The organism is Yeguia hominis (assembly GCF_014384705.1).
In the GTDB taxonomy this organism is placed as follows: Bacteria; Bacillota; Clostridia; order Oscillospirales; family Acutalibacteraceae; genus Yeguia; species Yeguia hominis.
Map to the genome: position 1 here is coordinate 42,097 of NZ_JACRSN010000008.1, position 25,194 is coordinate 67,290.

Consider the following 25,194-nt stretch of genomic DNA (forward strand, 5'->3'; position numbering starts at 1 on the left):
AATTAAAAAAGAGCCTCTATATCCTCGTTGGAAAGAAGCTCATAATCGGGTATGGGTTCACTTAGCTCAGACAGCGTTTCGGCGGCAGCGCCTGCAAACGAGAGCGTCGCAACAGCATTCTCCGTTCCGCCGTGTTCATAGGGTGCTGCGCCGCCGTCCTCGGTCAGCGCAATGTTCGGGTGTTTCAGAATGTCGTATTTCTCATCCATCACCGGCCGCTCGCCACGGATAAACAAAAGGGCGTAACGGTTGTCCAGCATACGCACCTCGTCCGGCGTCAGAAGCTCTCTGCCGCTGATCTGATAGTTCGTGCTGTAATTTCCGTTGCGCCCGGATGATTTGCCGTAGGTGTTGGTGTCGATGGTGGATTTGCCGAGATAGGATTCGGAAATCAGCTTGTGGGTCGAAGTTTCATTGCCGCCGAGATAAAGAAACTCGTCGCAGTTGCCTAAAATGGATTCCCATTCTTTTTCAAACAATGCTTTCAGCGCCGCTATATTTTGCAGGATAATCGAAACAAACACATTGCGGGAACGCATGACCGCAAGGATCTTGGAGAAGTCCTCCGGCAAGCTGACATTGCTGAACTCGTCCATCAAGAAGTGAACGGGAACGGGCAGACTGCCGCCGTATTTGTGGTCGGCCAGATAGAATAGCTGCTGAAAAAGCTGCGTGTACAGAATGCTGACCAAAAAGTTAAAGCTGGTGTCATTGTCGGGGATCAGGGCAAAAAGCGCCACCTTCTTTTCTCCGAGGGACGGCAGATCCAGTTCGTCCGTAGCGGTCAGCGCTGCCAGCGAGGACAGGTTGAATTTCTCTAACCTTGCCGCCAGCGTGATCTGAATGGATTTCAGCGTTTTTGCGCTGCCGGAATGATAGTCCTTGTAATACTTCACGGCGATATGGTCGGGTTCCCGCATTTCCAGCCGCTCAAACAGCTCGTCCAGCGGCGAAGTGTATTCGTCGCAGTCCTCCCGCACATCTGCCGCACGCAGCATCTCCATGACCATCGGAAAGTTCTGCTCGTCGGGCGGCGCTTCGTATTTCAGATAGAAGATCAGCGCCAGCAGAAGCATAGATGCAGCCGTATCCCAAAAGGGATCGTTGGACTGGCTGCCTTTCGGCGTGGTGCTTTTGAACAGATTGGTCACAAGCCGCTGCACATCGTTGTCGTCCCGCAGGTACACAAACGGGTTGTAGCAGTGGCTTTTCTCCATATTCAGAAGATCCAGCACCCGCACCTCATAGCCCTTTTGCCGCAGCAGATGTCCCGTACTGCGCAGCAGCTCGCCTTTCGGGTCGAGCACGGTAAAGCTCGTGTTGGCCTGACACAGATTCGGTTTGGCGTAAAATCTCGTTTTGCCTGCGCCACTGCCGCCGACAACGAGCGTGTTGAGGTTGCGGCGGTGCTTTCGTCCGTCCAGTCCCATACGGACATTCTGCGTGAAGATCTTGTTGTCCTCCGGCGCAGCCGCCCGGTATTTTCGGTTGACGGTTCGAGCAGAGCCCCACTTGGCCGAACCGTGTTCCTCGCCGCGGCGGTAATTGCGGCGGGACGATAGAATGACACCCACCGCAAGCCCGTAAGCGCAGAGCAGAATGAGAACAGTTTTCAGGCTGTCCTCGCAAAGCTCGATACGAAACGGGTCGTTCATCACCGCGGGAAACCGGGCGACGATCTCCGGCAGACCGCCGTGGGCGGCGGGGGAGATTAGCAGCCCCAACCACACAACGGGGAGAATCCCGAACAGGCAGAGGACAAGAGGGTTATTCCCGCGCTTCATCGTTCCTGCACCTCACTTTTTTAGTAGGTGCGTCGATTGCTTTCAAAAGAACCTCGTCAACAATATCGGTGGGGCGTTCTTCTTCCAGCAGGTCGTTTCGCATTTCATTCAGAGCATTGATAACAACGCCATGTTCGTAACGGTCGAGCGTCAGTACCCGTTTTTCTGTTTTCTCCATAATCAGCGCTCCTGTTCCGTATGGCGGGGCGCTTTGTTCTGTTCCAGCGACCTTGCCATTCTTGCGGAAATGTCGTAGGCGGTATCTCGGATTTCGGAAAGCTCGGCGCGGATTTCCTGCGGGTCGGCTTCGCTTAACTCTTTCGGAATGTCAAAATCGGCTGGAGAAAATGAAAGATTATCCGTTTCGATTCCAAATTCCTTGCAGAGAATATACGAAACACAATGTGCCTTAAAGTCAGCGGTGCTGTAGGAATAATTCTCGTTCGTCATGGCAAGTTCCGCATGAGCCAGAGCCTTTGATACTTCATAAAACAAATCAGACGCACCCATTCCTCGGCAAACAAAAATAGCTTTTTGTTCGTGGTCGTAAAGAGCGCCCATGTCATTGGGCAGTTCATTGACAGACTGAATCGGCACAGGCTTTTTGTAAATGAGAGCGCCGAGCAAAGCCCTTGCGTCGTGGGAAACAGGCGGCTGCGCTTTCATACGGGCGGTGGTCTGTGAAATGTCATATACGCGCTTGATGTTATACGACACGCCGATACTGCCGTCGTCACGGGTGTACTCGCCGTTAGATTCGATAATCTTAATCGGACGGTTAAATTCCTGCCGCTTGATATACACGCCCTGATCGCGCCAAAAATCCTTATCGCCAAGTTTGCTGGCATTTTTGTTGTCATGCAGAATTAAAAGGGCGTTAGTAGCGGAGTAGCGATGAAATTTTGCCTGCACATTCAGATAGTCACGGAACTTGCCGCCGTCTGTGCAGATTTCTTCAGCGGTGGCGTCGGCAGTAGCATACCTCTCGTCACGCTCTGCCTTTTTCTTTGCCGCCCAAGCCTCTTTGTCAAAATCTTCGGCTTGCGGGGCGGGTTCAAAAATATCATCAAAATTGCTCATGGGTTATCTCTCCTTTGATTTGGGTTTCTTTTTTCGGGACGGTTGTTTGTGGGTGGTCGTCTGCTGTTTGGTCGGCTTTTTTGAAACGATGGGTTCTTCTTTGGCGGGAGCCGCCGCCTCTTGCTGTTTCGCCTTGATTTCCCGCAGTTCTTCACGAACAGAGGGGCGTTCTTCGGGCGGCTTAACAGTACCCTCGGCGGTTCTGTTTTGCTTCTTTGAGATAGGCGCGGACGGATGGGATTTCTCCGCCGCTTTCCCAAAAGAATCATTTTTGCTGACTTCGGGATTCTGCGGCGTTCGTTCCTCCTTTTTCACAGGCACGCCCATTAAATCGTCAAGCAAACGGTCGTCTGCCTCTTTATCGGGCTTTTCCTGCTCAGGAGCAAAGGGGGCGGCGGTTTTCTCGGCTTTGGATTTTTCAATATCACGCTTAATAGAAACGGTATCGACCGCAGCCAGCTTGAAGCGTTCCACAATGCGGTTGATTTTTGAAGCGTCCTCGGCACGCACCATAATGTCTACCATACCGTCGGCGGATTTTTCTTTCCCGCGCAGAGCGCAGTAAACAACGCCGTACCGCTTGGCTTCGGCGGCAAACTGTTTCAAATGTTCCTCGCTGACGGTGAACACTTTGAGTTCCTTGCCGCTTTTGAGCATAGCGGTTAAACGCTGCCTGCCTTTGGTCTTGTTCTTGTCTCTGTTTTTCAGAACAGTATAAATCATAGCGGCGATATTTTTCGCCGCAGAGCCGGTCAGCTTTAAGGCAACTTCCGTACCCTCTAAACTGATCCTTACAATCTGTTCTGCTGCGTCACCGGAATTGTACATGGTCGGTTTTCTCCTTTCCTTTGATATGCTCATCCTCTCGGACGGCTTTGATTTTCTCTTTGATAACGCCGGAGCGTTCGGCTATATCGTCACATAAAGACACCTCCTTTCGCAGAGTGGCAAGCTCTTTTGACAATGCGGATATTCGGTCTTTGATTTCCGCTGACTTTTCGGGATCGGCTTTGACTGCCGCCGTCCGCTGCAATTTGTAAAGCTGTTTTCGCTCAGCAGTCAGAGCGGCAATTTTGTCTTGCGCCTCGTCACGGTATGAAAAAAGCTGTTCGGCGGTATCAATACGATTTCGCACAAGCAGCCTTGTTTCGGCGGTGATGTCGTCCAGCTTTCGCAAATCCTCACGCAAGAGAAAATGAAGTCGCCGCCTATTTTGTTTCGGTTTGTTTTTCGGGAAGATCCCCAGCAGGTAGCAGTAGTGAAAATACAGCGCCCGAAACCCTGTGATTTTGCGGGTCTTTTTCAAGCTGCCGAACAAGCGAATCCGTATGACTTGACGGGTCGGTTCGGACGGTTTCTTTTCAGCTCGTGTCTGCGACAGAATCCGTCTGCGGATTTGTTCAATGGAATAGTCCTCACCGAAGTTGCGCATCAGGCGCACAAATCGTTCCTTTCCCGGCGGTCTGACCGAAATATCTTTGCCGATCTTGACCTCATAGCCTTTCTTCCGCAGATTATCGAAAAACTGCCGTTCAGTCATAGACTGCCGTATGGCTTCGTCAACATCGGCGCGTATTAGTCCCCGCCAAGTGGGGCGCTGTTCCTGCTCGGCGCGCCATTCGCCGTATTGCTTGGCTTTCCCGTACTGTGGGTTTTCAATCACCGATAAACGGTACTCACGGCAAAGCTCATCGGAAACAGTCTGCATATCGTGATAATCCTTTTTGGTGCGGTGGTATTTGATTCCGTCCACAAAGGACACCGTATTCAGCACAAAATGATTATGCAGGTGATTTTCTTTGTCAAGGTGGGTCGCCACAATCACCTGATAACGGTCGCCCCACAAACGGGCGGCGAGCTTCATCCCGATTTCGTGCGCCATTTCGGGGGTAGCCTCGCCGGGAGCAAAGGATTGATACCCGTGGTAGGCAACCGTCCCGTTTTCTTTGCCGAACCGTTTTTTCACGGCAAGCATTTCATCACGGGCGGTCGAGGGGAAGCAGTTGATACCCGACACAAAACGGTGAACCACGGCGCAGTCCTCGTTATCCGCTTTCTGCGTTTTTCGGGAATTGACCGCATAGCGGATGACATCGGAAAGCTCCTGCCCGTCCTGTTCGGTCATATCCTCGTCCGTGTAAAATTTCGGGTTCGTTGTTTTATCGGGGTTCTCCACATAGACGACCACCTTGCCGAGCCAGCCTTTCACACGCCAGATTGAAGTTGTCGCCATACCGTTATTTCATCGGGCGCGGCAGGATAACCGCCTCGGTGATTTTCTTGACAGCAGTATCAATCTTGCGGCAGGCCTCGTCGTATCTTTGCACATCGAGAACATTCAGGGTGTGCGCTTTGACGGCAATCTGATTGAGATTGTTGCCGATCCCGTGAAGCTCCCTCATCATGGCGTAGTAGTCGGGCGGCGGGGCGTCCTGCGGTTCAAGCCCATTTACCAAGTGCCGCAAATACGCCTCACGGGAAAGACCGCTGCGCTTCACTTTCTTTTGAAACGCCTCGGCTTCCTTTTTGTCGAGCCAGAATTGAATGTGAACATTGCGTTTTCTCATATTTTCACCTCCGAATTGAGTTCGTTTTGAATTTCAACAATACGCTTGCCTACCGCATACACAACGGGAATCGTCACGCCGTTTCCGGCCTGCTTGTAAAGCTGGGCGTCGGAATTGACGGCGGCCGCTTTATCAAACATTTCATCGGAAAAGCCTTGCAGCCTCCAGCACTCACGGGGCGTCAGCTTGCGGATTCGTCCGCAGCCAAGCGGAATTTCAGTCCTGTTTTCGGATTTGTCTTTATTAAAGTTCGCCGCCTGTTTAACGGGTAAAGCGTGTTCGCAGGAATCGCAGGCACAGAGATAAACGCCGTGTTTGTCCTGCGTATTCAGGCAAAAGGCGGGTTCTCCGCACTCCTTGAAACGGCGGCCGTTCTGCCTCTTATTCTCACGGTCGGGGGTCAGCACAGCGCGGCAGCCATAAAAAACGCCGGAGCTTTCGCCCCGGTTGCTTACCCCGATTTTGTTGTAGCCTGCGATCAGACATTTGGTGTGCTCCTGCTCCAAGATTTTCGGCGTACCCCGTTTTAGTTGAATGAGCGCCGTTTCTTCGGTGCAGTCCGGGCACTCGCCGCTCATGCAAAGAACGCCGCTTTTGTCGCCGCTGTGGTTGGTGATGCCGCTGTCATACCTTGCCTTGATACAGCGGGCGTGCTCGGTCAGCCTCGGTTCACCTTTGCACAGGTCGATGAAGTACATGCCCGTGCGCCCGCCAAAGCCGCCGCCCTCGCTCATCAGCGTACAGCTCACGCCTGCGGGATCATAGACCCGCTTGCCCTGCGTGCCGCCGATCAACTGTATAAGAGCCTTGCCGTCGCCTGCGGTGACAGGAAATACTTTTCGTCCACCCTCGGCTCTAAAATGTCGATAAGCGACAAGGTAGATGCGTTCCCGGTTTTGCGGAACGCCGTGGAAGCGTGAATTAAGCAGTCCGTATTCGATATGATAGCCGATTTCGGCCAACGAATGGAGAACGGTCGCAAAGTCCCATCCTCGATTAACGGAGAGCAAATTTTTAACATTTTCAAGGACAAGCCATTCGGGTCGATCTTCGGCAGGCGTGCCTTTGAGGAGTCTAACGATTTCAAAAAAGAGAGAGCTTCGCTTGCCTGCAAGCCCTCGTTGCCGGCCAGATACAGAAATGTCCTGACACGGGAATCCGCCTGCCCAGAGGCTGACTCTCGGCAAGTCGGCGGGTTCGGTTTTGGTGATGTCCTCGCCATACCACTCATCCTCCTTTACATCGTGGATCGCGCGGTAGCTGCGGTCAGCGAATTTATCGATCTCGCAGTGGCCTTTGCAGACCATGCCGCAAAGTTCAAAGCCCTTGCGGAAACCGCCGACACCGCTGAAAAAGTCCAAAAAGGTCATGGGTTCGTTCACCGGCTTTCCTCCTTCCGGGTATAAAAATATCGCCCTCCGCATGGGCGGGGACGAAAAGGGTTTCAGGGATTTCCCTGACAAGTGCCGCTGTGGTATCACAACGGCGATGCTTGCTGGTACAGTGCATAGCGTTCGTCCCATAGGCCGAACATCGTGCCACCAACCGAAAATATATCAGCGTTCTTGCTCCGGCTGCGGGCGGTATGGGATACCGAACAGCGTGTCGTTCATCCTCGCAAGGTGTTCAGGATAGCGGAACATCTTGCCATAGCGGTCGATCTGCTCGTCGGAAAGGCTGTCCAGATTTTCGCCGCGGCAGTCGCAGATAAAGGCGGGGCCGAAGATGAAGTCCACCATCACGTCGTCGTCGTTCTTCACGCTGCGGTTCGGGCGCATCCCGTTGATCTTGCTTTCCTCATTGCAGACGATGCAGACCTGTTCCTCAAAGGGGTAGAACGGCTCGATCAGACCGCCCACCACTTTCTGCATCCCGGCAAGGGACGCATCGATCTCGACCGCACGGGCGAGCTTGCCCGGTTCCAGCAGTACCACCTTGATTTTCTTCTCATTTTCCATTGCAAATTTTCCTTTCGTTGTTTTCCGTAATCATAATCGTGACCGTCAGCCCGTATTCATCCTCCAGCGCAAGCAGCAGTTGGTTCAGCGCCGCACGGCTCTTGATACGGGGAATGTCCAGCGCCGAGGGGAGAACACCCAACGCCTCTGCCAGCATACAGAGCAGAGCGTGTTTCGGCGTCCTTGCGCCGGATTCGTACTGTGCGATGCGGATGTCGGCGGTTTCGGGCGAAAAGCCTGCGGCGATGCCCAGCGCCTTTTGTGTCATGCCCCGCAGCATACGATAGTGCCGGATGCGCTGCCCCGGACTCATAAAGTCGCTCACCGTTCTTTGCTCCTTTCTCCGCGCTTGGTGATAGGCAGACCCAGCCGCATACAAAGGCAGTCGTTGTAGTCCTTGCCCTGCAGGGGCGGCTGGATGTCCACCGTGACCGCATATTTTCTCGGCAGCAGCGCCTTGATGGTTTCTGCGGCGATCCGTCCCGTGGCGTCGTTATCAAGCCGGAGCACCACACGGCGGATATGGGAATGCTCGGCAAGATACCGCACCAGCGCGGCGGGCAGGCTGCTTTCCTCGATTTTCGCCCTTGGCTTGTAGACCCCGGCGAGGGAGAGCAGGTTTTCGCTGCGCCAGTCCTTGTCGTCCAGCTTTTGCAGCGTCCCGTAGGACAGCAGATCCACCGCCGATTCAAACAAATGGAGCGTATCACTTGCCGCCGCCGCTGGAATCCCAAAGGAATAGTGCTTGTCGCTGCCGTTGGCGTCCCCGATGAAGTCCGAGCCGATCCCTCGCTGGTTGGCGTAACGGAGCTTGCCGTCTGCGTCCATTCCTACGAACACCACATTGTGATAGGGGTAGCTCTCATAAAGGCGGCTGGTCTGGATGCAGAAATCGATCAGCTCATCGTCAATGCCTCTGCGGTGCAGGTATTCGACGGCGTGGGTGGCGCTGCGATTGACCTGCGGCAAAAGCAGCACCTTTTCTTTCTGCGTTTTCGGAGCCGGGGCAAAGGCGGGCGGTGCCGCTGACAGATTTCCTATGATGGTTTCGACCGCCTGCGTAAAGGGCATCTCTTTGACCTTGATAAGATAGTCCAGCGCCGAATAGCCGCCGATCCCACGGGAAAACCAGCACCATTTGCCGTTGGAGATTTTTAAGCTGTCGTGCTCACGGGTGCAGTAGGTGCCGCCCCCGAAATGCACCAGCTCCTGCGGTTCATAAGTTCGCAGATAGGTCAGCAGATCCATCTTACGGGCCTGCGCTACCACCTCCGGCGGGATATATGGCATATGTTTCACCTCCATTCTGACATAAAAATAGCCGAGGGGCTTTCAGAATGAAAACCTCTCGGCTATGTATGAGATGTGAATGCAAAATTGGCTTATTCTTTTTCGTACCTATTTCCGATATTTCTGATTTTTATCATTAAATTCTCATATAGATCCAAAGCAAGTTCCTTGATTTCATCCAAAAGCATTTCCTTTTCTTGTACTTTAACATTTTTATTATAGATGGTGAAGAAATCGAAATCATAAGCAATGTACTCTGCAGGCGTTTTCTTCTTTTGTGCAAGAGCCTCATCAATTAGCTGGATGCCTTGATATGTTTTTTCTCCGTGCGGCAACACTGAGGCACATATTCTTGCGAAATATTCTTCTAATGGACTTACATAATTTTCTTGACGGCAATATTCTTCATAACCAACATCGTTTTTCATAAGGTTGTCAATATTGCTTTTTATTCTTATTGTTTCATAAAATGCAATTATCTCTGGGTCTTCGACTTCAAAATCATCCTCATAATCAGGTTGGCATATGTGCTCAATATGCGTTATTGAGCCATATAGCTGAGCATATTTTTCCTTGAATCTATCAGATAGAATGTCGGCAACTACATTGTACATATTTATACTTTTATAACGAGCAATAACATCGGAAAGTTTTTGACATTTTTTATATAGCTCTTCGCTGACTACAAGTTCATCATTTTTTGCAAGTATATTATCGGTTTCAGGAATATTAATATCTCTCCAAATATCATTCATTTCCATTAGTGTCTTCATTTCATATTTAAGAGGAATATATATTTCTTGCTTCCTGCGCGATGCAATTTGTGATTTTTCCTTTCCTCGAATACCGAGTATGTATGCCAACCACGCTGATATGCCACCAAATATGACCACAAAAATGCCACTAATTGTACTTTCCCAAATATTGTTCCAATTCAAAACCAACCATCTCCGACCAAAAAGTATATTTCATATAATCAATAAACCAATTAAAATTAATACTGCAAATAAGATCGAACCTATTGAAGCAAGAAACAATCCCAACTTGTAGTATTTGAATTTTTTATCGCAAATTATCGAGCAGATATATATTTGAGATATTAAATCTTCGTCCATCTGTTTTGTTCCGCATTTCTCTAAATCCCGCTTATATGATGATAATGATTTGTGTTTTGCAATTGATGAAAAGAAGATAAGTGAATCTGATTTAATGCCTCTATTATAGAACTTATCAGGATTTACTCTTGCGAATAACACAGTAAGCCAACATACACAACCAGTAAGTATAAGACTTATTGACAAAATGCAGAAAATGACATATACGACCGTCCAAAAACTGACACGGCTTGCCATATGGCATAATATGCTCTTAAATTTTGAAACATAGTCGGTGGCAAGAAAAATTCCCGCTATAACACCAAAGCTCCCCAAAATGATAGATGTTTTAGAATCACAGTTTTCTATCCATGCCGTATTCCTATCAAGAATTTCTTTCAACTCATCGTGCGTCCTTTTGCTTTCCACGATACCCCTCCTAATATCCCATTGATTTTAATTTATCTAAACATTCTCGGTAATCTTTACCCTCGTAAACTCGTTTTTCAAGAATACCTTTTAATTTAAACCAGTGTCCAGACTGTTTTACAACATCCTCAAGGATATATTGGTTTAACCAACTTGAGTGTTCAGCTTGAACACATAAAATTTCATATGCTTCTTCATACATGCCGAAGCAACGATATATTCCTATAAGATAACAATCTAAATCGATTTTAACTTCAAGCTGTGACTTGCCAATTTCTTTTCCTAATTCATACATTTTGCCGATAAATTCAAGCCAATGATCTTTTCCGAATTCCTTTATAAGGTCACTTTTGCAAAATGTTTCTGAAAAAATGCTTTTATGTATAGAATAAGCCTGCTCTTTATTCTTTTGTTCCTGACGGTCAACATCTGCTTGTTTGGAATTTAATTTGTTTTGCCATTGTTGAAGCCTAATATTTTCCTTACGCGACTCATTATCACGAGCGATTGCTTGACCTTCTCGTTTTTTGGCTTTCTCTAATGCAATCGCTAACTCTGCGGATTTTTTGCTGATTTCATCAACAAGCAAAAGAGCCTTTTCCTGCGTTTCAGCGAAAATGTTTTGTATGAACGAAGCCTCAGAATCATTCTCTGTATCTGCCTTAACTGCTTCTGCTGTGATTTCTTCCGGCAGTGACAGGTAATGTTCGCTGACTGCATATCCTTCAAAAACTTTATTACCCTTTGTTCGGCTTGTTTTAGTCCATATTTCTGAATCTTCAATTTCTGAATATGTGTTTTCATCTATGAATATTTCGCAAGGGTGAGCCAAACTACAATACCGATTGGCGTAATTTGTTGTTGAGCCGACCCAAACGATACCCGTTTCATTTTCGGCCGTTTTATTACTCTCTTTTCCGCGCATTCCGACCTTTGTAATCATAATTGTCCCTGTACAAATACCAACTCCACAGCCAATACAAATATTCATAGATTTTTTTAGAGCGGGGTTTAAGCAGAAATCAATCAGAGTATGGATATATCGTGCCGCTTTTATTGCTTTACAAGATGAAGAAATATTTTGGTCGTCCACATTGCTATTCTGAAAGATGCCCATAATTCCGTCACCGGCAAATTGTCGTGTATATCCGCCCGAATACCGAATTGCTTGGATAACGATACGAATAAATGAGCGATAAACTTTCACCATTTTTTTAGATTTCAATTCATCTGTCAAATCGGTGGATTTCCTCATATCTACAAACAGAACCGAAAGTTTTCCCTTAAATACTTTGTTCGAATCAGCTATATCATTAAGCGGTGGCAATATGTCAGTAATTTTTATTTCCTCAACAGGCTGTCCTAAAATATTACTGACGGCGTTACTTGCTGTTTCAAATTCCGATGCAGGAATAAATGATTCGCTCATAAACATAGCCTCCTTTAGCTTCTGAAATCCTTTAACATTTGCTGCAAAAGCTGAGATTGTAAGTAGTCTTTTTTGAATGCGTCCATATTATAACCCTCTAAATCAGGGAAATGGGGTAGGCGATCACTAAATGCGTCAATATTGTATCTTTCATAATTGCCTATGACAAAAGCATTGAATTTTGTCCTTTCAAATTCAGTTTCAAAAATAAGTACGCATTCCAAAAATCTTTGCCGAGCAGTTAATTCCTCGTCCATATTATCTGTAATATAAAACTGGTGAATAGTGTATTCTATAGAATCTTTTATAAAATACTTGTATGAAACATCCCAGTGATGATAACTGTCCTTATATAGGGAAAGTCCGTCTGTCCGAGGGGTCGAAGTGAAACATCTACCGCCGTCCAAAGCCACGCCACCCAAAGAATATAATAAAGTCTGATGATGGTAAATATTTATGTCATACCACCGAGGACGAGAATCACACTGATTGAACAGATAAAATTCATAACCATCTCTACCATCCTCAGCTTGAATATCTTCGAGTGTAAATTCAGGAGCATACTTATAAAACTTTTTGCCGTTATTAGAATCCACCCAATCGTAAGGCTTTTGCAAAAAAAGCAAGGCGCGATCCAGAGCCGTCGCATCAATTCCGAACCGTTTTTTCCATAGTTTCTCTATGATATTTATATCTGCTGATGCATTTTTCGGAGTATTTGTATCCATTATCCGAGCGTAAATATTATTAGCAAATACACCTTGGTATTGTTCTGTTAAATAGTAAGGGGTATTGCGATCATTACGAATAACAATAATATCGATTGTCTTTTTCCACAAAGTGACTGGTTGGACATATGCTGTTGGACGGATACCTCCAGCAAATTTTTTCTCTCGCAAAAATGAAACAATATCTTGTGTTTTTCTTCTGTTTGGGTCGTTTATGACATCACAAATAGAATAATCATTTTCTTCATCAACGCCAATAATAATAAGCCCGTCTTGATTAGAAAGATTATTCGCCATACATATAATATCGTGTAGTAAATCTGCCTTATTTTGATGCCACTCTTTTTTGAAATCCCAATATTCCCCTTCTTGCTGCAATCCTATCAGTTGTCTTACCTCGGTCTCAAAAGATAATACATCCATTATATTCACCCTGTATTATGCCTTAATATACCGTGTCGTTCGTCCTGCACCGATCCGCTTTACGGAGCCGGTCTTGACCATTGCGCCGAGGACGGCTTCAACGGTTGTGGGGCTGACATCGGGGAGGATTTTGCAAATCTCGGCTTTGGATAGCGGCGTCAGGCTGTTCAGGACGGTTGCCTCCACACGGGCCTTCTTCGTGATCTTCTTGCCGTGTACCACCGCAAACCGCTTGTCCAGCTCCTTATAGCACATATAGAGGGTGGAGAGGAAATTCTCGATAAAGGGGAAATAGGAGTTTTCATTCGTTTCCCACCCGGCCGAGGACTGCCGCAGGGCTTCGTAATAATACGCCTTGTAGTTGTTGATCTGCTCCTCAAAGGACACATATTTTCCTGCGTCAAAGCCGTTTTTGTATAACAGCAGCAGTGAGAGCAAGCGGGACATTCTGCCGTTGCCGTCCCGAAACGGGTGGATGCAGAGAAAGTCCAGTATCACACAGGGAATCAAAAGAAGCTGATTGATATTCGCATCGCTTCGGGCATCCAGATAGGCAAGCTCCAACTGCTCCATTGCTTTCGGTGTTTCGCTCGCAGGCGTAGGACGGAAGCGGACACGGCGGTTTCCGTCCGCATCGATCTCCAAAATCACATTGTCGTCCGTCTTGTACTGCCCGCCGTACTCATAGCCCGCAAAGCTCATCATCATTTCGTGCAGCCGCAGAATATCGCTCTGCCGGAAGTCAATGTGTTCGTAGCCCAAGTGGATCTCATTCAGCGCATCACGGTATCCGGCGATCTCCGCCTCGTTGTGGTTCAGTGGGGCACTGTTCTGATTGACAATGGCGGCGATACGCTCGTCGCTGGTCACAATGCCCTCGATGGCGTTGGAACTTTTGATGGACTGTACCTTTGCGACGGCTTCCAGTTCCGTGAAGATCTGCGTGTATTCGTCCTTGCGCACGCCCGCCATGGTTTTGAGCGCCGCAATATTGGAAGTGAGGTTCACAAGGTTTGCAGGCAGCAAACCGTTATTCAAAAAGGAGTAATCGAATTTTCTCATACAGCACCAGCCTTTCTGCACATAATTATAGCATATTATGTGCAGAAAAACAAGCCGTCATCCGAATTATCTGCATATACTCCTTTGAAATATATGCAGATAGAGTGCCTGAATAGGCAGTAATATGAGAAAACGGCACGGGGGTTCCGTGCCGTCTGTATCAGATCGCTTTGATTTTTTTGAGGTAGGCCACGGCATCGGCATGTCCGCGGAAGTAAATGTGCTGTCGCTCCATGTCCTCCATTTGACGGACAAGGCTCAGATAATCCACATACGCCCGATGCTCCTCTGAGGTCATGCGGATCTCGCCGCTGCCCTCGTTCATTTTGTCGATGACGGGGTACTGCGTTTTCAGCTTGTCCATACGGTCGGAAAGCGCGGCGTAGTCCTCGTCGGTATTCAGCAGATCCATCACAATATCGCTGTCGATCTCCGCAAAGGCGTCCTCTATGCGGGATGGCAGGTCAAAATAGTTGTCGCTCACGGTGCTCACTTCCTTATCGTTTTTATTATACTATACCCAAACCGCAAGGCAATATCAAAGGTGCAAATTTTATCGTTCGGGCTGCTCCGTCTGCCGTGGGGCTGCGGAGCGGACGGGAACGGCGGGTGAACTGATCCGATATTCTTCGGGGATGTTCTCGATGTCGCCGTCGTAGATGTCCACAAAGCGGCCGCCGTTTGACCGCACATAGCCGTTATCCCCGAACACGCCGCCTTCTTCATAGCGAATGTCCCGTCCGAAGCCCTCATAGTCGATATAATTTGCCAATGCGCCGAGATTACTTGTATCGTAGCAGCCGCTTTCCTCGATCCAGTAATAGCCGAGGTCGTAGTCATTCCGCACACCGGGCAGGTAATCAAAGCAGTCCAAGTTTTCGGTCAGGTTGATCAGTTCCTGCACACTGCCGGTATTCTCGCCCAAGTCCAAAACCGCCTGCCAGAAATCGTCGCTTTCCCGCAGCTCCATGATCTGTCCGGCGAGATAGTTCAGCTCGCTCAGGCTCTCATATTCTCCGAGCACCTTGCCGATGGCCGCATCCGGGCAGTCATAGTCAGTGATGAACCATTCCTCATAGCGCCGTCCGATGCCGATGCGCCGGAAAACTGCCTGCATTTCTTCATTGGTCACAGGAAACTTCACCCATTCGCCCACCAAAAAGCCCTCGTTGTATTTGCCGAGGTTGGTAATAAAGGCTTCAAAGGCGCAGTCCCTTGTATCTGATACATTCATTATAGCCGCCTCCGTTATCGCTCCTGCACCGGGGCCTGCCTGCGGGGGATGGGAAAGCCGTAAACATGGGCAATCTCGTCGCCCAGCCTGCGGGTCACTCTGGTAATGTCCGCACGGGTGGCAATGCCCCGGTAGAGTTTTTCTTTCAGGCTCTCGATCTGTGTGTCGCTCACGCCGTCCTTATAGGTACGGTAGAGATAATGGTTCGTGCCGTCGTGATGGATGGCATCGCAGCGGAAGTCGCCGTTTTTATCCACATACCATGTGCTGTAATCCATGTCCCGTTCGCTGTAAAGGCAGTCCCGGATGTTGCCGCTCGGAATCTCCTTATATCCCATGCGGCGGCCATGCCAAAGCCCCAGATCACCGACAACGAGAATGGGGCGGGAGAGCTGAATGTCCAGATTGGAGCGCTCATCGTCCAAGTAGTCGCCGTTCAGTTCATACATCAGCTCCATACGCTCGGCTTCGGTGAGGTCGGGGTACTGCTCCTCCAAGTCCTCCCGCCAGTCGTCGTAGTCAATGTCGTTGCTCCAAATGATGTGTCTGCCGTCCTTCATTGCGTCCGTCCCTCGCTTTCTGCCATCAGAAATTGTCCGAACTCGGTAAAGGCGTACCAGTTCGTGCGGTCAAAACGGCTCTCGTTGAACCGACCCTTGGTGAGCACCCGCCCCTTGACCAGCCGTTTCAGGGCGTAGCGGATCTCATCATAGGACAGAAACGGGAAAAAGCCGGTCATCATCTGCACCGAACAGCGCACCCAGACCTTGCCCTCGTGAAACTGCGGCGACTCAGTGCTTTTCTGCTCGATACAGTCCCAAAGAAAGCAGGCCAGCACCGCCGCATTGACTCCGTATTTTTTCGCTATGTCCGAATCAAAGAAATGAACCATATTTTTTGCCTCCTTTTTGTTTTTCGGGATATGTAAAAGGGGCAGCGGATTTCGCTGCCCCAAGGCTTACTTTTTCTTGGCTTTGATCTTCAGGAAGATCAAAGCGCCCACAATGAACACAACCAGTCCGATTGCAACAATAGTTTTCAGTTCCATTATTCAGCGTCCTCCTTTTCAGTTTTCTTTTTCTTCCAACCAATCACGCCGAGAGAGGCAACGCCCACCGCAGAAATGCCGAGCAGGGAGAGCCAAAGAACAGGATTGCTGTCGTCGCCTGTTTTCGGGGTGTCCCTTAATTCGTTGTGCATTTCTACTTTGGTAACAGCGCCCTCAAAAACGCTCGCCGTCTTGTCTGCGGGGAGAATATAGGCGGCAGAAGCGCCGTCCGACACCTCGGACACCACATATTCACCGATGCGGAGATCATCAATGATGATCTCGCCGTTTTTGTCCGTGGTGAATACGCCGACATATCCGTTCGGACCGGTGACACGGAACGAGAAGCCCTCGACCTTGCCATCCGAGGAAGTCTTGATGATTTTCAGAGAGCCGATCTGCGGCGCATTGACAAAGCCTTTTCCGGCTTCATTCTCCACGGTCACGGCCTTGCCGTCCTCGGTGATCTCGAAATAGTAGGCGTTGCCGTCCAGATAGAATCCTTCCGGTGCTTTTGTTTCTTTGACAAAATAGCCGCCGTAGAGCAAGTCGGCCATTTCATAAACGCCGATGCCGGTTTCGGTGAGTGTGCCGAGCCGTGCATCGTCGGCATCCAGCTCCTTGTTGCCGTTGCTGTCACGGTAAACGGTGAACTCCGCACCCGTCAGCTTGTTGTCGGGATAGTCCCGGTCGGTCTTGGTGAGCTGTACCGTACCACGGATGCGTGTGTTTTCGATCTCTACCTCGATCACCGCACCGTCTGCATCGACGGTCACGGGGGAGGTTTTCTCCGACAGCACAAAGCCGGTCGGGGCTTCGATCTCCCGCACGATCCAGTTGCCATAAGGCACACGGGCAAAAGAAAAGCTGCCGTCCTCGGCAGAGGTGGCAGTCAGGATGGCGTTTTCGGTCGTAAACTCGGTGCAGTCCGCACGAAACAGTCCGATCAGCGCACCGGCAAGGCCGCTGCCGTCCTCGTCCTTTTTCAGTCCGTGGATCTCACCGTAGAGCAGCTTGTTTTCGATGGGTGCGCCGCCGTTTGCCTTGATTTCCACCAGCGCCGTGTTCTGCCCGGCGTATTCAAATACGATGGGGTACTCTTCGTCGGAGAGGATATAGTGTCCGTCCGTGGAAAGTTCTTTGAGATAGTAGCTGCCAAACGGCAGATCGGTTTTGCAGACAGCGTGACCGTTTTCATCCACCGACACGATCTCCAGCAAACCGTCGGCGGGAATGATGCTGCCGTCAGCGGCGGTCAGCTCCTCGGTAACGAACAGCCCAAAGGTCACAGCGGAAAGCTCACCGCTCGTGCCGATGCCGAAGCGTTCGTCCTGCTCCAAGACCTTATCCAGAGAAACGGCGGCTTTCTGCCGCTTGTTGCAGAAGTCGGCGGCGGTTTCGGTGATCTCGACTTCCTGCCCGGCGTAGACAAGCTCTGCCGTGTGGATTTCGGTGTTCAGCACATAGCCGGTGGGTGCAGAGATCTCCCTGACCTCGTATTTGCCGAGATACAGCGGCTTGCTTTCGGCAAGTCCCGTTTCATCGGCGGTCACGGTATCGACGACCTCTCCGGCCGCATAGCGGAGCGTGCCGTCCGGCGTGATGATGTCCTCGGCGGCAGTGATCTCATAGACTGCGCCAGCAAGCCCCTTGACCGCAAACACCGGCTGATAGGTGCCGTCCGCCTCGGTGACGGAAGAAAATACCTCGCCGCTCTTGCTGATTCGGATCACGCCCTTTTGCGCCATGTTCGGCTTTGTGACCTCGACCACTGTAACGGCGTTTTCCTCCGTGGCGTTGTCGGCGGTCACATCGAAATAGACCGGCTCGCTGTTCAGCGTGTAGCCGTAGGGAGCGGAAACCTCCACCAGCGAATAGCCCGTGCCATATTCCAGCTTTTCAGGCGTAATGAGATAGCCGTCGCTGTTCGTATAAAAGGTGTCGATGGTGGTGACTTCGGGATAGGTGAAGGTCTGCGTAATGAGTGACCCGTCCGGGCGGTAGAGCCGGAAGCCTGCGCCCGCCAGCGGAATGACCTTGCCTGTTTCGGCGTCCACCTTGACGATCTTGATATAGCTCTCAAAATTGCGGTTGTTGGCAAGATAGCGATAGGTCTGCCCGTCCTTGGCGATATACACATCGAAATCGGCAAGCAGCTCACGGCCGTCCCAGCCCTTGGTCTGATGCACCGTATAGATGCCGTAGGGCAGATCTTTTGTGACCGCATAGCCGTTTTCATCGCAGCTCAGATAGTCACGCTCGGATGCCTTAGCGCTGTCATAAGAGCCTGCGGTTTTCAGGAAAACCGCAAACTCCGCTCCGGCCTCCGGCGTTTCAAGCTGGGTTTCGCCGTCGTCGGTGTGCTTGATGATGGCGATTCTGCCCTTGATGATCTGCTCGGTCACATCGTTTGCCGTGGTGTTGTATTCCATGGTGTAGTTCTTTGCCTCTGCGCCGATGGGATAAACGGTACTGTCCAGCAGATAGCCCTCGGAGGGCGTGATCTCACGGATGGTCCAGTCGTCGCCGCAGACATAGTATTTCGTGGTGAACTGCCCGTTGGCATCCGTAGTGTAGGCGTCCACAAGCTGGTCGCCCTTATAGATGCCGTAGACGGCACCGGCAAGGGTGGCATCGCCCTGCGGCAGACCCGTTTCGGCGTCGCTCTTGGTGACGGTCACATTCCACTTTTTCAGAATGTTCGTAAAGCTCTTGTTTGTGACGGTGTTCCATTCCACCGCCGCCGTCTGATTTGCGGGGACGACATAGCGGATCGCCGTATCGACTTCCTCCAGCGTATAGCCCGTGCCGATCAGCACATCGGAAAATACGGCTTTGCCCGTACTGTCGGTCACGGCGTATTCATCTACCGCAAGCCCCGAAAGTGAAGTGCCGTAGAGGTGGAATTTCACGCCCTCGTTCAAGCCGTCCTCGGAGGTCTTGGTCACAATGAGGGTTCCGCGCTTCAAGGTATTATTGAAATTGACCGTTGCCACCTGACCGCTGACGACAGTGACACGGCGCACCTCCTGCGGCTCGTATTTGTCGTAGCTCTGCTCGGTGACGGTGTAAACGCCGGGGGCAAGGTTGTCGATCTGAATGACACCGCCCGCACCCGTCGTAACGGTCTTGTTCACGCCATTGCCGGTGATTGTAAAGGAAATGCCCTCGACCTTGCCGTCCTCACTTGTCTTGATGATCTTGGTGCTGCCGTAGGACACTTTCAGGTTAAGATAGGCTTTGACGGGATCGCTGATCGTGGCGCTGTAAGTGACCACATCCTGCATTGTTCCGTCGGGGCCGTAATGGCCGTCACTCCACACCACAACGCCTTTGCGAATATTGGTTTTGGTAGCCGAGATTATCAAGGGCTTTGTAGGTGCCGCTTCGGCGGTGATCGTCAGTGTATTACCACGGGTCGTAAAATCGATTCCGGTCTGCTCTGAGGAAAAGGTATAATCACTCAGCACACCGTTGGTTTCGGTCAGAGTGGTCGTATAACGGCTACCGTCCCAATTCATCTCAACGGTCTGAGCCTTGCCTGTGCTTCGGGCCATAAAGCTTGGAAGGATGGTGTGTTTTTTCACACTGGCTTCCATACTGTCATAATAAGCAGAAAAACGGCTGTACAGCGGATGGCTTGTCCGATAAACGGATTTCACGGCATCAGCTCTGCCGGGGTCAACATGGTTAAAGTTTGCATCACGCTCACCGACAACGGTTTCCCATACCAAAACCTGTGTTGCCATCATGTGCGCCAACTTGTCGGCATCTGCATTATTCTGTGAACGCCAGCCGAGAGACAGATTGCCCTGATAACCGTACTGCATGATCCGTCCCAGCAGCGTCTTGATCGTATCGGCATCAATGGTACTGTTGCACTCGGATGGGTAGTCCTTCCAATAATCTTCGCCATAGCGGGTGTAAGTTCTTTCCAGCAGACGGGGTACGCCCGGTTCAATGCAATAACAGGCCGGGCCGTTAAAGTCCCCAATAGTGTGCAGTGTTGTCATCCATGTTTTTTCGCCGGATGTCCAGCCGTTCATATAATGAAGTTCATCATGTCCCCATGTGCCGCTGGTATCCAGATTTGCATCTCCGTTTCTGGGAAATGCCACAGAATAGGACTTTGCTGTTTCCGCCGGAACCGATGTGGCAAGGGCAGTCACACTGCTTCCCAGAATAGTAGTGAAGCAGATCAATAGAGCCAAAAGCCCCGAAATGCTCCTGCGATAAAACTTTTTCATTTGTTTACCTCCTTGTTGACATGAAAAAAGCACCGCATTACTGCGATGCTTCCTTCTGTGTGTGAAATTACGCGTACCCGATATAGAGCAGATGGCTGTTGGTGCTGACTGCTTCGCACCATACCCAAATATCCGTGATGGTTTCATCTGCGGCATAGCGATTCAGACGGGAACAAATATCCCGTTCAAGATAGATACAGTCCGCATCTGCATCAATAGGTGTATCCCAGCAATCGACCGCCGTGCTTTCCGGCCGCAGTCCCACGCTTTCGGCATAGGCTTTGGTGTAGTCGATCCAAGTCTGAATATCAAACTTCGGCTCGGCAGGTTCTTCTGCGGCAGGCGGTTCGGTTTCCTGCATCGGCGGATCGGTGGGTGCTGCCGGTGGCGGCTCGGATGCTTTCGGCGGCGCAGGCTCTATGGTGCTGCTCTCTATCGGCAGCGGTGTTCTGTCTGCGGCAGATGTTGAAGCCACCGACGGCATTTCCGCCGTTTCGGGTTCTGCGGTGCTCTCTGCGGAAATTTCTGTACTTTCCGAAACAGAAACGGTTGTGCGCGCCTGCGGCACAATGCTTTGCACAGGCTCGGTCATGACCGTTTTCTCCGAAGATGGCGTCCCCTCGGAATGCTCTGCATTTGCACAGCCCGAAACAGAAAGAGCCAGCATCGCGAAAGCGGCAATCATCCACGTTTTTCTCATGTTCGCAAACCTCCTTTGCCGTTTCATTGTACGGTCTGCCGCCGAAAATGGCAAAGCTGCAAGAACTGCCGCCTCTTGTAATTTCTCTTTTTCGGGAAGTACAGGTAGTTTTTGAGGGGGAGAGGTGTGGAGAGGGGGAACAAGCAAACACCGCCGTACACTCATCGGAAATGGGTATGGCTGTCCCTTGGTAGTGAAATTCTACCTTTCGGCTTCACGATCACGCTGCCGTTTGCGGTATAGCTCCAAAGCCTTAATAATGGTATCTTCGATTTTCTGTGCGGGCGTCCCCGGCGCAAAATATTTGCTGATACGCTCTTTCGACATTTTGAACTGCTCTTTCTGATTCGGCTTTTCCTCCTGCATGATGGAGAGGATGACTTCCTCGGTCAGCTTGCCGTCCTTGCTAAACTCCTTCATTTTGATGGCCTGCGCCAAAGACGGCGTGCAGTCCTCACATTCCATGGTGCTGTACAGGGCTTCCTGCTGCTTTGAAGAAAGGTAGGAAAGCTCCACGGCAGGGCGGAAAGCGATTTTCCCGTCGTCCACCATTTGCAGGATGGAGGGGATCAGCTCGGTCAGACGGATATAGCGTTGGATTTGGGTATTGCTATCCGGCGATTTAGCCGCCAGCAGCTCCCTTGATGTTTTACCATCGAAATTCTGTCCCACTGGGACAGAATTTTCCTTGCTTGGTCTGCCTACTTGCCGTTTCATCGCATCCAGCTTCATTTTATAGGCAAATGCCTTTTCGGACGGCAGGATCGTTTCCCGTTGCAGGTTGCTGTCCACCATGATAATGGTCGCTTCATCATCGGTGAGATCACGGACGATACAGGGAATCTCCGGCAGCTCTGCCAAGGTTGCCGCAAACTTGCGCCTGTGACCTGCCACCATTTCATAGCCGCCGTCCGCTTTCGGGCGGACAAGAGCCGGAACTAACACACCGTATTTTCGGACGCTCTCGACCATCTCTGCCATTGCCTCGTCCTGTTTGACCTTGAACGGGTGATTCGGGAAGTCGGAGATCTCGGCAGGATTCAGCGTCACGACCTTTTCAAGCTGCGATTCCGCACGGCTTTCATCGGTGGAGAACAGGTCATCGAGCGGCGTCATCCCTAAATCTCTCGTTTTTACGCTCAATCTCCAACACCTCCTTTGTCAGCGCACGGTATGCGGCGGCGACCTTGCCGTTCTTGTCGTGGGCAAAGATGCTCTTGCCCCGGCCGCTGGTTTCTGCGGCTCGGACGGAAAAGGGTATTTCCGTTCCAAACACACGGATCTTCTCGCCGTAGTGGGCGCGCAAAGAAGCGATGATCTCCTTTGCCTCGTTGGTACGGCTGTCCACCATCGTAAAAAGGATGCCGTCAATTTTCAGCTTGGGATTGATCTGCCGTTTGACCTTTGCGATGGACTGCATCAGCAGATCCAGCCCCTTTGCCGACAGAAACGACGGCTGCGACGGAATGATCACGCTGTCCGCTGCGGCCAGTGAGTTGATCGGCATCATACCGAGCGAGGGCATACAGTCAATGAGGATATAGTCGTAATGGGGTTTGACCGAATTGATATATGTCCGCAGTACGCTCTCTCGGCTCATAGCGTTGATGAGCCGAATTTCCATGCCCGACAAGTCGATGTTCGCAGGGAGCAGGTCTACGCCTTCGCCATGGTGCAAAATACCGTAGCTGTCCGGCATGGGCGTGTCGTCGATCACATTCTGCATCACATCCGCCAGCGTCACGGGCAGCTCATCCGGCTTCGGGTAGCCGAGGGAAAGCGTCAGGGAGCCTTGCGCATCGGCGTCGATCAGCAAGACCCGCTTGTTCTCCTGTGCCAGTCCGATGCCGAGATTGGCGGTGGTCGTGGTTTTACCCACGCCTCCCTTTTGGTTCGTCACCGCGATCACTTTGCAATTCGCCATATGGGGTTCCTCCTTTGCATAAATTTAGCCGCCTGCGGCGAAGCAGGCGGCTATGTACGGGTATGAAAAAAGCCACCTGCATTTCTGCAAATGGCTTAATGGTTAAACCCTCGCTTTGAGTGTTTTACTGTATTTGGCATAATCTTCGCTCAATACATAATCTATCACACAGGCTTTGGGTATAAGATAGGTACATCTTATGTAAAAGTGTTTGACCTTATTTGCTCGCATGATTTTTCGGGCTGTACTGTCACCGATACCACCCAGCATTGTTTGAAATTCGGGCAGAGTGACAACATCGGGATATGAAGCGAAAAGTTTTTCATAATGTGCGCGTGTTTTCATAGCAGTACCTCTTTTTCGGAAAATGTGTTGTCAATGGCAGAGGAATACGCTATAATATCGTTTGTGATTTATGAATCTATTGCGTGTGTTGTTGTGCTCCGTTTTGGGGTTACATCCCTCCGATGTCCCTCCAAAATCCAAAATTCCCGTCAAAATTGAGAAAAGCGGAAATGGCAGACGAAACGGAGCTTTTTAACACATCAGTTTCAAAATAATTAGTAATTGCGGGCTTTTTGGTGTCCGTTGACGACCTCCATAGGGGTCTGAGTTCGTTTGTATTCCGTATGAAGCAAATAACTCAAAATCCACCGGTAGCGATACCGTGCCGGTTCGAGTCCGGCCACCGGCACCAGACTGAGTCTGAACGCAAATTGCGTTCAGACTCTTTTTTATGGTTATGGAAGATTTCCGCTCGCATTTGCGGCAGAAAAAAGCACCTCCTGTTGTAGAATAGAGATAAGGTAAGATAAGTTTCGCAAATTGAAACGAGCAAAAAAGAAGACATAGTTTGCAGGCTCTGGTAGAATGAAGTCACAACGCAAACATTCGAAAGGAGACAGCAAACGATGTCCGAGAAAATTGTACAGCTAAACGAGGAACCAATCAAGGGGCAGATCAAAGAATTGGTCCGAAGCAGCGCGGAAGAAACCCTGAACGAGCTGCTGGAAAAAGAGGCAGAGTCCCTGACGCAGGCGGCCCGCTGCGAGCGCAGCGAGGCCCGTCAAGGCTATCGCAGCGGCCGCTATGACCGGAACCTCACCACAACCTCCGGCGATGTCACGCTCCATATGCCGCGGCGCAAGGGCGTATCCTTCGAGACGGCCATCATCGAGCGGTATCGCCGCCGGGAAAGCAGCGTGGAGGAGGCCCTCATTGAAATGGACCCGGCAGGCGTTTCCGTGCGCCGTGTGGAGAACATCACCGAGGCTCTGTGGGACAGCAAGGTCTCGCCTGCCACCGTCAGCGAACTGAACAAGAAAGCCTACGTCCACATTGAAGACTGGCGGAACCGTCCTTTGCAGGGCGGACGCTATCCGTATGTCTACGTAGATGGTATTTACCTGCGTCGCAACTGGGGCGGAGAATACGAAAATGTCGCCATTCTGGCGGCAATTGCCGTGAATGAGGACGGGTTTCGTGAGGTTCTGGGCGCTGCCGAGGGGATGAAAGAGGACAAGGCCAGCTGGGTCAGCTTCTTCCAGCGGCTGCGCGGGCGGGGACTGAACGGCGTGAAACTCATCGTCGGCGACAAGTGCATGGGGATGCTGGAGGCCGTGGGCGAAGTATTCCCAGATGCCAAATACCAGCGCTGCATCGTGCATTTCTGCCGCAATGTTTTCTCTGTTGTGCCAAAATCAAAGGTCAAAATTGCAGCGAAAATGCTCAAGGCGATCCGCGCGCAGGAGAGCAAGAAAGCCTCCCGCGAGAAGGCAAGAGCTGTCGTTGCCGAGCTGAGAGCGATGAAGCTGAAGGAAGCTGCCAAGAAGGTCTAGGACGGCATCGAGGAGACGCTGACCTGCTGTGATTTTCCCGGCGAGCACTGGACGCGTATCCGCACCAACAATGTGATCGAACGGCTGAACCGTGAGATCCGCCGCAGGACGCGTGTGGCAGGAACGTTCCCCGATGGGAACTCTGCGCTGATGCTGGTCTGTGCAAGGCTGCGTCATGTGGCGGGAACGCAGCGGGGCAACAAGAAGTACATGAATATGAAGCAACTGGAGGCGGCTTTGAACGACGTCCCTATTGCCGACTGACTTCATTCAGCCGGAGTCTGCAAACCTTTTTGCGCATAAATCTTGACAGTACCATATCCCAAACAACAAAGCCTTTTCGCCAGTCATAGTTTTGG

At 50.7% G+C, this 25,194-nt stretch carries 24 protein-coding genes and 1 pseudogene; 1 reads left to right on the top strand and 24 read right to left on the bottom strand.

Annotated elements, in window-relative coordinates; genetic code table 11:
• Positions 1-2 precede the first annotated feature (2 nt).
• From IAG03_RS06615 to IAG03_RS06730, 24 genes are all read right to left on the bottom strand, one after another.
• Positions 3-1,784: a VirD4-like conjugal transfer protein, CD1115 family gene (locus tag IAG03_RS06615; protein WP_249319290.1), complete on the bottom strand. Its 1,782-nt coding sequence runs from the start codon at positions 1,782-1,784 to the stop codon at positions 3-5.
• On the bottom strand, positions 1,768-1,962 hold the full coding sequence (locus IAG03_RS06620) for a hypothetical protein (RefSeq protein WP_015523962.1): 195 nt from the start codon (positions 1,960-1,962) through the stop codon (positions 1,768-1,770). The genes IAG03_RS06615 and IAG03_RS06620 overlap by 17 nt, the downstream gene beginning before the upstream one ends.
• 2 nt (positions 1,963-1,964) lie before the next feature.
• A complete protein-coding gene (locus IAG03_RS06625; RefSeq protein ID WP_249319292.1) occupies positions 1,965-2,864 on the bottom strand; it encodes a hypothetical protein in 900 nt (299 codons plus the stop codon).
• 3 nt (positions 2,865-2,867) lie between these two features.
• Complete coding sequence (locus tag IAG03_RS06630) at positions 2,868-3,692, bottom strand: PcfB family protein (RefSeq protein ID WP_015523960.1); 825 nt, start codon at positions 3,690-3,692, stop codon at positions 2,868-2,870.
• Positions 3,676-5,097: a relaxase/mobilization nuclease domain-containing protein gene (locus IAG03_RS06635; RefSeq protein ID WP_249319294.1), complete on the bottom strand. Its 1,422-nt coding sequence runs from the start codon at positions 5,095-5,097 to the stop codon at positions 3,676-3,678. Before IAG03_RS06635 ends, IAG03_RS06630 begins: the two co-directional genes overlap by 17 nt.
• A 4-nt stretch (positions 5,098-5,101) precedes the next feature.
• The gene (locus IAG03_RS06640; protein WP_249319297.1) at positions 5,102-5,431 is read right to left on the bottom strand and encodes a MobC family plasmid mobilization relaxosome protein; all 330 of its coding nucleotides are present in this window, start codon (positions 5,429-5,431) and stop codon (positions 5,102-5,104) included.
• Positions 5,428-6,813: a DNA (cytosine-5-)-methyltransferase gene (gene dcm, locus IAG03_RS06645; protein WP_346726111.1), complete on the bottom strand. Its 1,386-nt coding sequence runs from the start codon at positions 6,811-6,813 to the stop codon at positions 5,428-5,430. The genes IAG03_RS06640 and dcm overlap by 4 nt, the downstream gene beginning before the upstream one ends.
• 174 nt (positions 6,814-6,987) lie before the next feature.
• Positions 6,988-7,389, bottom strand: a complete 402-nt coding sequence (locus IAG03_RS06650; RefSeq protein ID WP_249319299.1) for a DUF3846 domain-containing protein — start codon at positions 7,387-7,389, stop codon at positions 6,988-6,990.
• Positions 7,379-7,714 carry a helix-turn-helix domain-containing protein gene (locus IAG03_RS06655; protein WP_249319301.1) on the bottom strand — a complete coding sequence of 112 codons (336 nt, stop codon included), beginning with the start codon at positions 7,712-7,714 and terminating at the stop codon, positions 7,379-7,381. The genes IAG03_RS06650 and IAG03_RS06655 overlap by 11 nt, the downstream gene beginning before the upstream one ends.
• On the bottom strand, positions 7,711-8,679 hold the full coding sequence (locus IAG03_RS06660; protein ID WP_249319303.1) for a DUF3991 and TOPRIM domain-containing protein: 969 nt from the start codon (positions 8,677-8,679) through the stop codon (positions 7,711-7,713). The genes IAG03_RS06655 and IAG03_RS06660 overlap by 4 nt, the downstream gene beginning before the upstream one ends.
• A 92-nt stretch (positions 8,680-8,771) precedes the next feature.
• Positions 8,772-9,617, bottom strand: coding sequence for a hypothetical protein (locus IAG03_RS06665; RefSeq protein ID WP_213540392.1), 846 nt, complete (start codon positions 9,615-9,617; stop codon positions 8,772-8,774).
• 30 nt (positions 9,618-9,647) lie between these two features.
• Positions 9,648-10,202, bottom strand: a complete 555-nt coding sequence (locus IAG03_RS06670; protein WP_249319305.1) for a Pycsar system effector family protein — start codon at positions 10,200-10,202, stop codon at positions 9,648-9,650.
• Positions 10,203-10,212: 10 nt separating this feature from the next.
• Entirely contained in the window at positions 10,213-11,631 is a 1,419-nt protein-coding gene (locus IAG03_RS06675) for an adenylate/guanylate cyclase domain-containing protein (RefSeq protein ID WP_249319307.1), read from the bottom strand.
• Between the two features lie 14 nt (positions 11,632-11,645).
• The gene (locus IAG03_RS06680; RefSeq protein WP_249319309.1) at positions 11,646-12,782 is read right to left on the bottom strand and encodes an AlbA family DNA-binding domain-containing protein; all 1,137 of its coding nucleotides are present in this window, start codon (positions 12,780-12,782) and stop codon (positions 11,646-11,648) included.
• Between the two features lie 15 nt (positions 12,783-12,797).
• Entirely contained in the window at positions 12,798-13,844 is a 1,047-nt protein-coding gene (locus tag IAG03_RS06685) for a Fic family protein (RefSeq protein ID WP_249319311.1), read from the bottom strand.
• 160 nt (positions 13,845-14,004) lie between these two features.
• Positions 14,005-14,328, bottom strand: a complete 324-nt coding sequence (locus IAG03_RS06690; RefSeq protein WP_249319313.1) for a DUF6664 family protein — start codon at positions 14,326-14,328, stop codon at positions 14,005-14,007.
• 69 nt (positions 14,329-14,397) lie between these two features.
• Positions 14,398-15,078 (bottom strand): antirestriction protein ArdA, encoded by a 681-nt coding sequence (locus IAG03_RS06695; RefSeq protein WP_249319314.1) that lies wholly within the window; start codon positions 15,076-15,078, stop codon positions 14,398-14,400.
• A gap of 14 nt (positions 15,079-15,092) precedes the next feature.
• Positions 15,093-15,638 carry a hypothetical protein gene (locus IAG03_RS06700; RefSeq protein ID WP_249319316.1) on the bottom strand — a complete coding sequence of 182 codons (546 nt, stop codon included), beginning with the start codon at positions 15,636-15,638 and terminating at the stop codon, positions 15,093-15,095.
• Positions 15,635-15,970, bottom strand: a complete 336-nt coding sequence (locus IAG03_RS06705; protein ID WP_249319318.1) for a hypothetical protein — start codon at positions 15,968-15,970, stop codon at positions 15,635-15,637. The genes IAG03_RS06700 and IAG03_RS06705 overlap by 4 nt, the downstream gene beginning before the upstream one ends.
• Before the next feature lie 155 nt (positions 15,971-16,125).
• Positions 16,126-20,373, bottom strand: coding sequence for a SpaA isopeptide-forming pilin-related protein (locus tag IAG03_RS06710; RefSeq protein ID WP_249319320.1), 4,248 nt, complete (start codon positions 20,371-20,373; stop codon positions 16,126-16,128).
• A gap of 67 nt (positions 20,374-20,440) precedes the next feature.
• A complete protein-coding gene (locus IAG03_RS06715; RefSeq protein WP_213540401.1) occupies positions 20,441-21,073 on the bottom strand; it encodes a hypothetical protein in 633 nt (210 codons plus the stop codon).
• Positions 21,074-21,274: 201 nt separating this feature from the next.
• Positions 21,275-22,216 carry a ParB/RepB/Spo0J family partition protein gene (locus IAG03_RS06720; protein WP_430472445.1) on the bottom strand — a complete coding sequence of 314 codons (942 nt, stop codon included), beginning with the start codon at positions 22,214-22,216 and terminating at the stop codon, positions 21,275-21,277.
• Positions 22,173-22,997, bottom strand: a complete 825-nt coding sequence (locus IAG03_RS06725) for a ParA family protein (RefSeq protein ID WP_213540402.1) — start codon at positions 22,995-22,997, stop codon at positions 22,173-22,175. Before IAG03_RS06725 ends, IAG03_RS06720 begins: the two co-directional genes overlap by 44 nt.
• Before the next feature lie 102 nt (positions 22,998-23,099).
• Positions 23,100-23,342: a hypothetical protein gene (locus tag IAG03_RS06730; protein ID WP_015523942.1), complete on the bottom strand. Its 243-nt coding sequence runs from the start codon at positions 23,340-23,342 to the stop codon at positions 23,100-23,102.
• 566 nt (positions 23,343-23,908) lie between these two features.
• On the opposite strand from IAG03_RS06730, the pseudogene IAG03_RS06735 reads away from it, so the two are divergent.
• Positions 23,909-25,099 (top strand): annotated as a pseudogene (locus tag IAG03_RS06735) (IS256 family transposase).
• Positions 25,100-25,194 lie beyond the last annotated feature (95 nt).

Excerpts from the sequence above, each read along its gene's own strand:
- IAG03_RS06730 (WP_015523942.1), bottom strand. The coding sequence starts at position 23,342 with ATGAAAACACGCGCACATTATGAAAAACTTTTCGCTTCATATCCCGAT.
- IAG03_RS06660 (WP_249319303.1), bottom strand. The coding sequence starts at position 8,679 with ATGCCATATATCCCGCCGGAGGTGGTAGCGCAGGCCCGTAAGATGGAT.
- IAG03_RS06630 (WP_015523960.1), bottom strand. The coding sequence starts at position 3,692 with ATGTACAATTCCGGTGACGCAGCAGAACAGATTGTAAGGATCAGTTTA.
- IAG03_RS06705 (WP_249319318.1), bottom strand. The coding sequence starts at position 15,970 with ATGGTTCATTTCTTTGATTCGGACATAGCGAAAAAATACGGAGTCAAT.
- IAG03_RS06715 (WP_213540401.1), bottom strand. The coding sequence starts at position 21,073 with ATGAGAAAAACGTGGATGATTGCCGCTTTCGCGATGCTGGCTCTTTCT.
- IAG03_RS06650 (WP_249319299.1), bottom strand. The coding sequence starts at position 7,389 with ATGGAAAATGAGAAGAAAATCAAGGTGGTACTGCTGGAACCGGGCAAG.
- IAG03_RS06675 (WP_249319307.1), bottom strand. The coding sequence starts at position 11,631 with ATGAGCGAATCATTTATTCCTGCATCGGAATTTGAAACAGCAAGTAAC.
- IAG03_RS06700 (WP_249319316.1), bottom strand. The coding sequence starts at position 15,638 with ATGAAGGACGGCAGACACATCATTTGGAGCAACGACATTGACTACGAC.
- IAG03_RS06620 (WP_015523962.1), bottom strand. The coding sequence starts at position 1,962 with ATGGAGAAAACAGAAAAACGGGTACTGACGCTCGACCGTTACGAACAT.
- IAG03_RS06680 (WP_249319309.1), bottom strand. The coding sequence starts at position 12,782 with ATGGATGTATTATCTTTTGAGACCGAGGTAAGACAACTGATAGGATTG.
- IAG03_RS06625 (WP_249319292.1), bottom strand. The coding sequence starts at position 2,864 with ATGAGCAATTTTGATGATATTTTTGAACCCGCCCCGCAAGCCGAAGAT.
- IAG03_RS06685 (WP_249319311.1), bottom strand. The coding sequence starts at position 13,844 with ATGAGAAAATTCGATTACTCCTTTTTGAATAACGGTTTGCTGCCTGCA.
- IAG03_RS06640 (WP_249319297.1), bottom strand. The coding sequence starts at position 5,431 with ATGAGAAAACGCAATGTTCACATTCAATTCTGGCTCGACAAAAAGGAA.
- IAG03_RS06710 (WP_249319320.1), bottom strand. The coding sequence starts at position 20,373 with ATGAAAAAGTTTTATCGCAGGAGCATTTCGGGGCTTTTGGCTCTATTG.
- IAG03_RS06725 (WP_213540402.1), bottom strand. The coding sequence starts at position 22,997 with ATGGCGAATTGCAAAGTGATCGCGGTGACGAACCAAAAGGGAGGCGTG.
- IAG03_RS06635 (WP_249319294.1), bottom strand. The coding sequence starts at position 5,097 with ATGGCGACAACTTCAATCTGGCGTGTGAAAGGCTGGCTCGGCAAGGTG.
- IAG03_RS06615 (WP_249319290.1), bottom strand. The coding sequence starts at position 1,784 with ATGAAGCGCGGGAATAACCCTCTTGTCCTCTGCCTGTTCGGGATTCTC.
- IAG03_RS06695 (WP_249319314.1), bottom strand. The coding sequence starts at position 15,078 with ATGAATGTATCAGATACAAGGGACTGCGCCTTTGAAGCCTTTATTACC.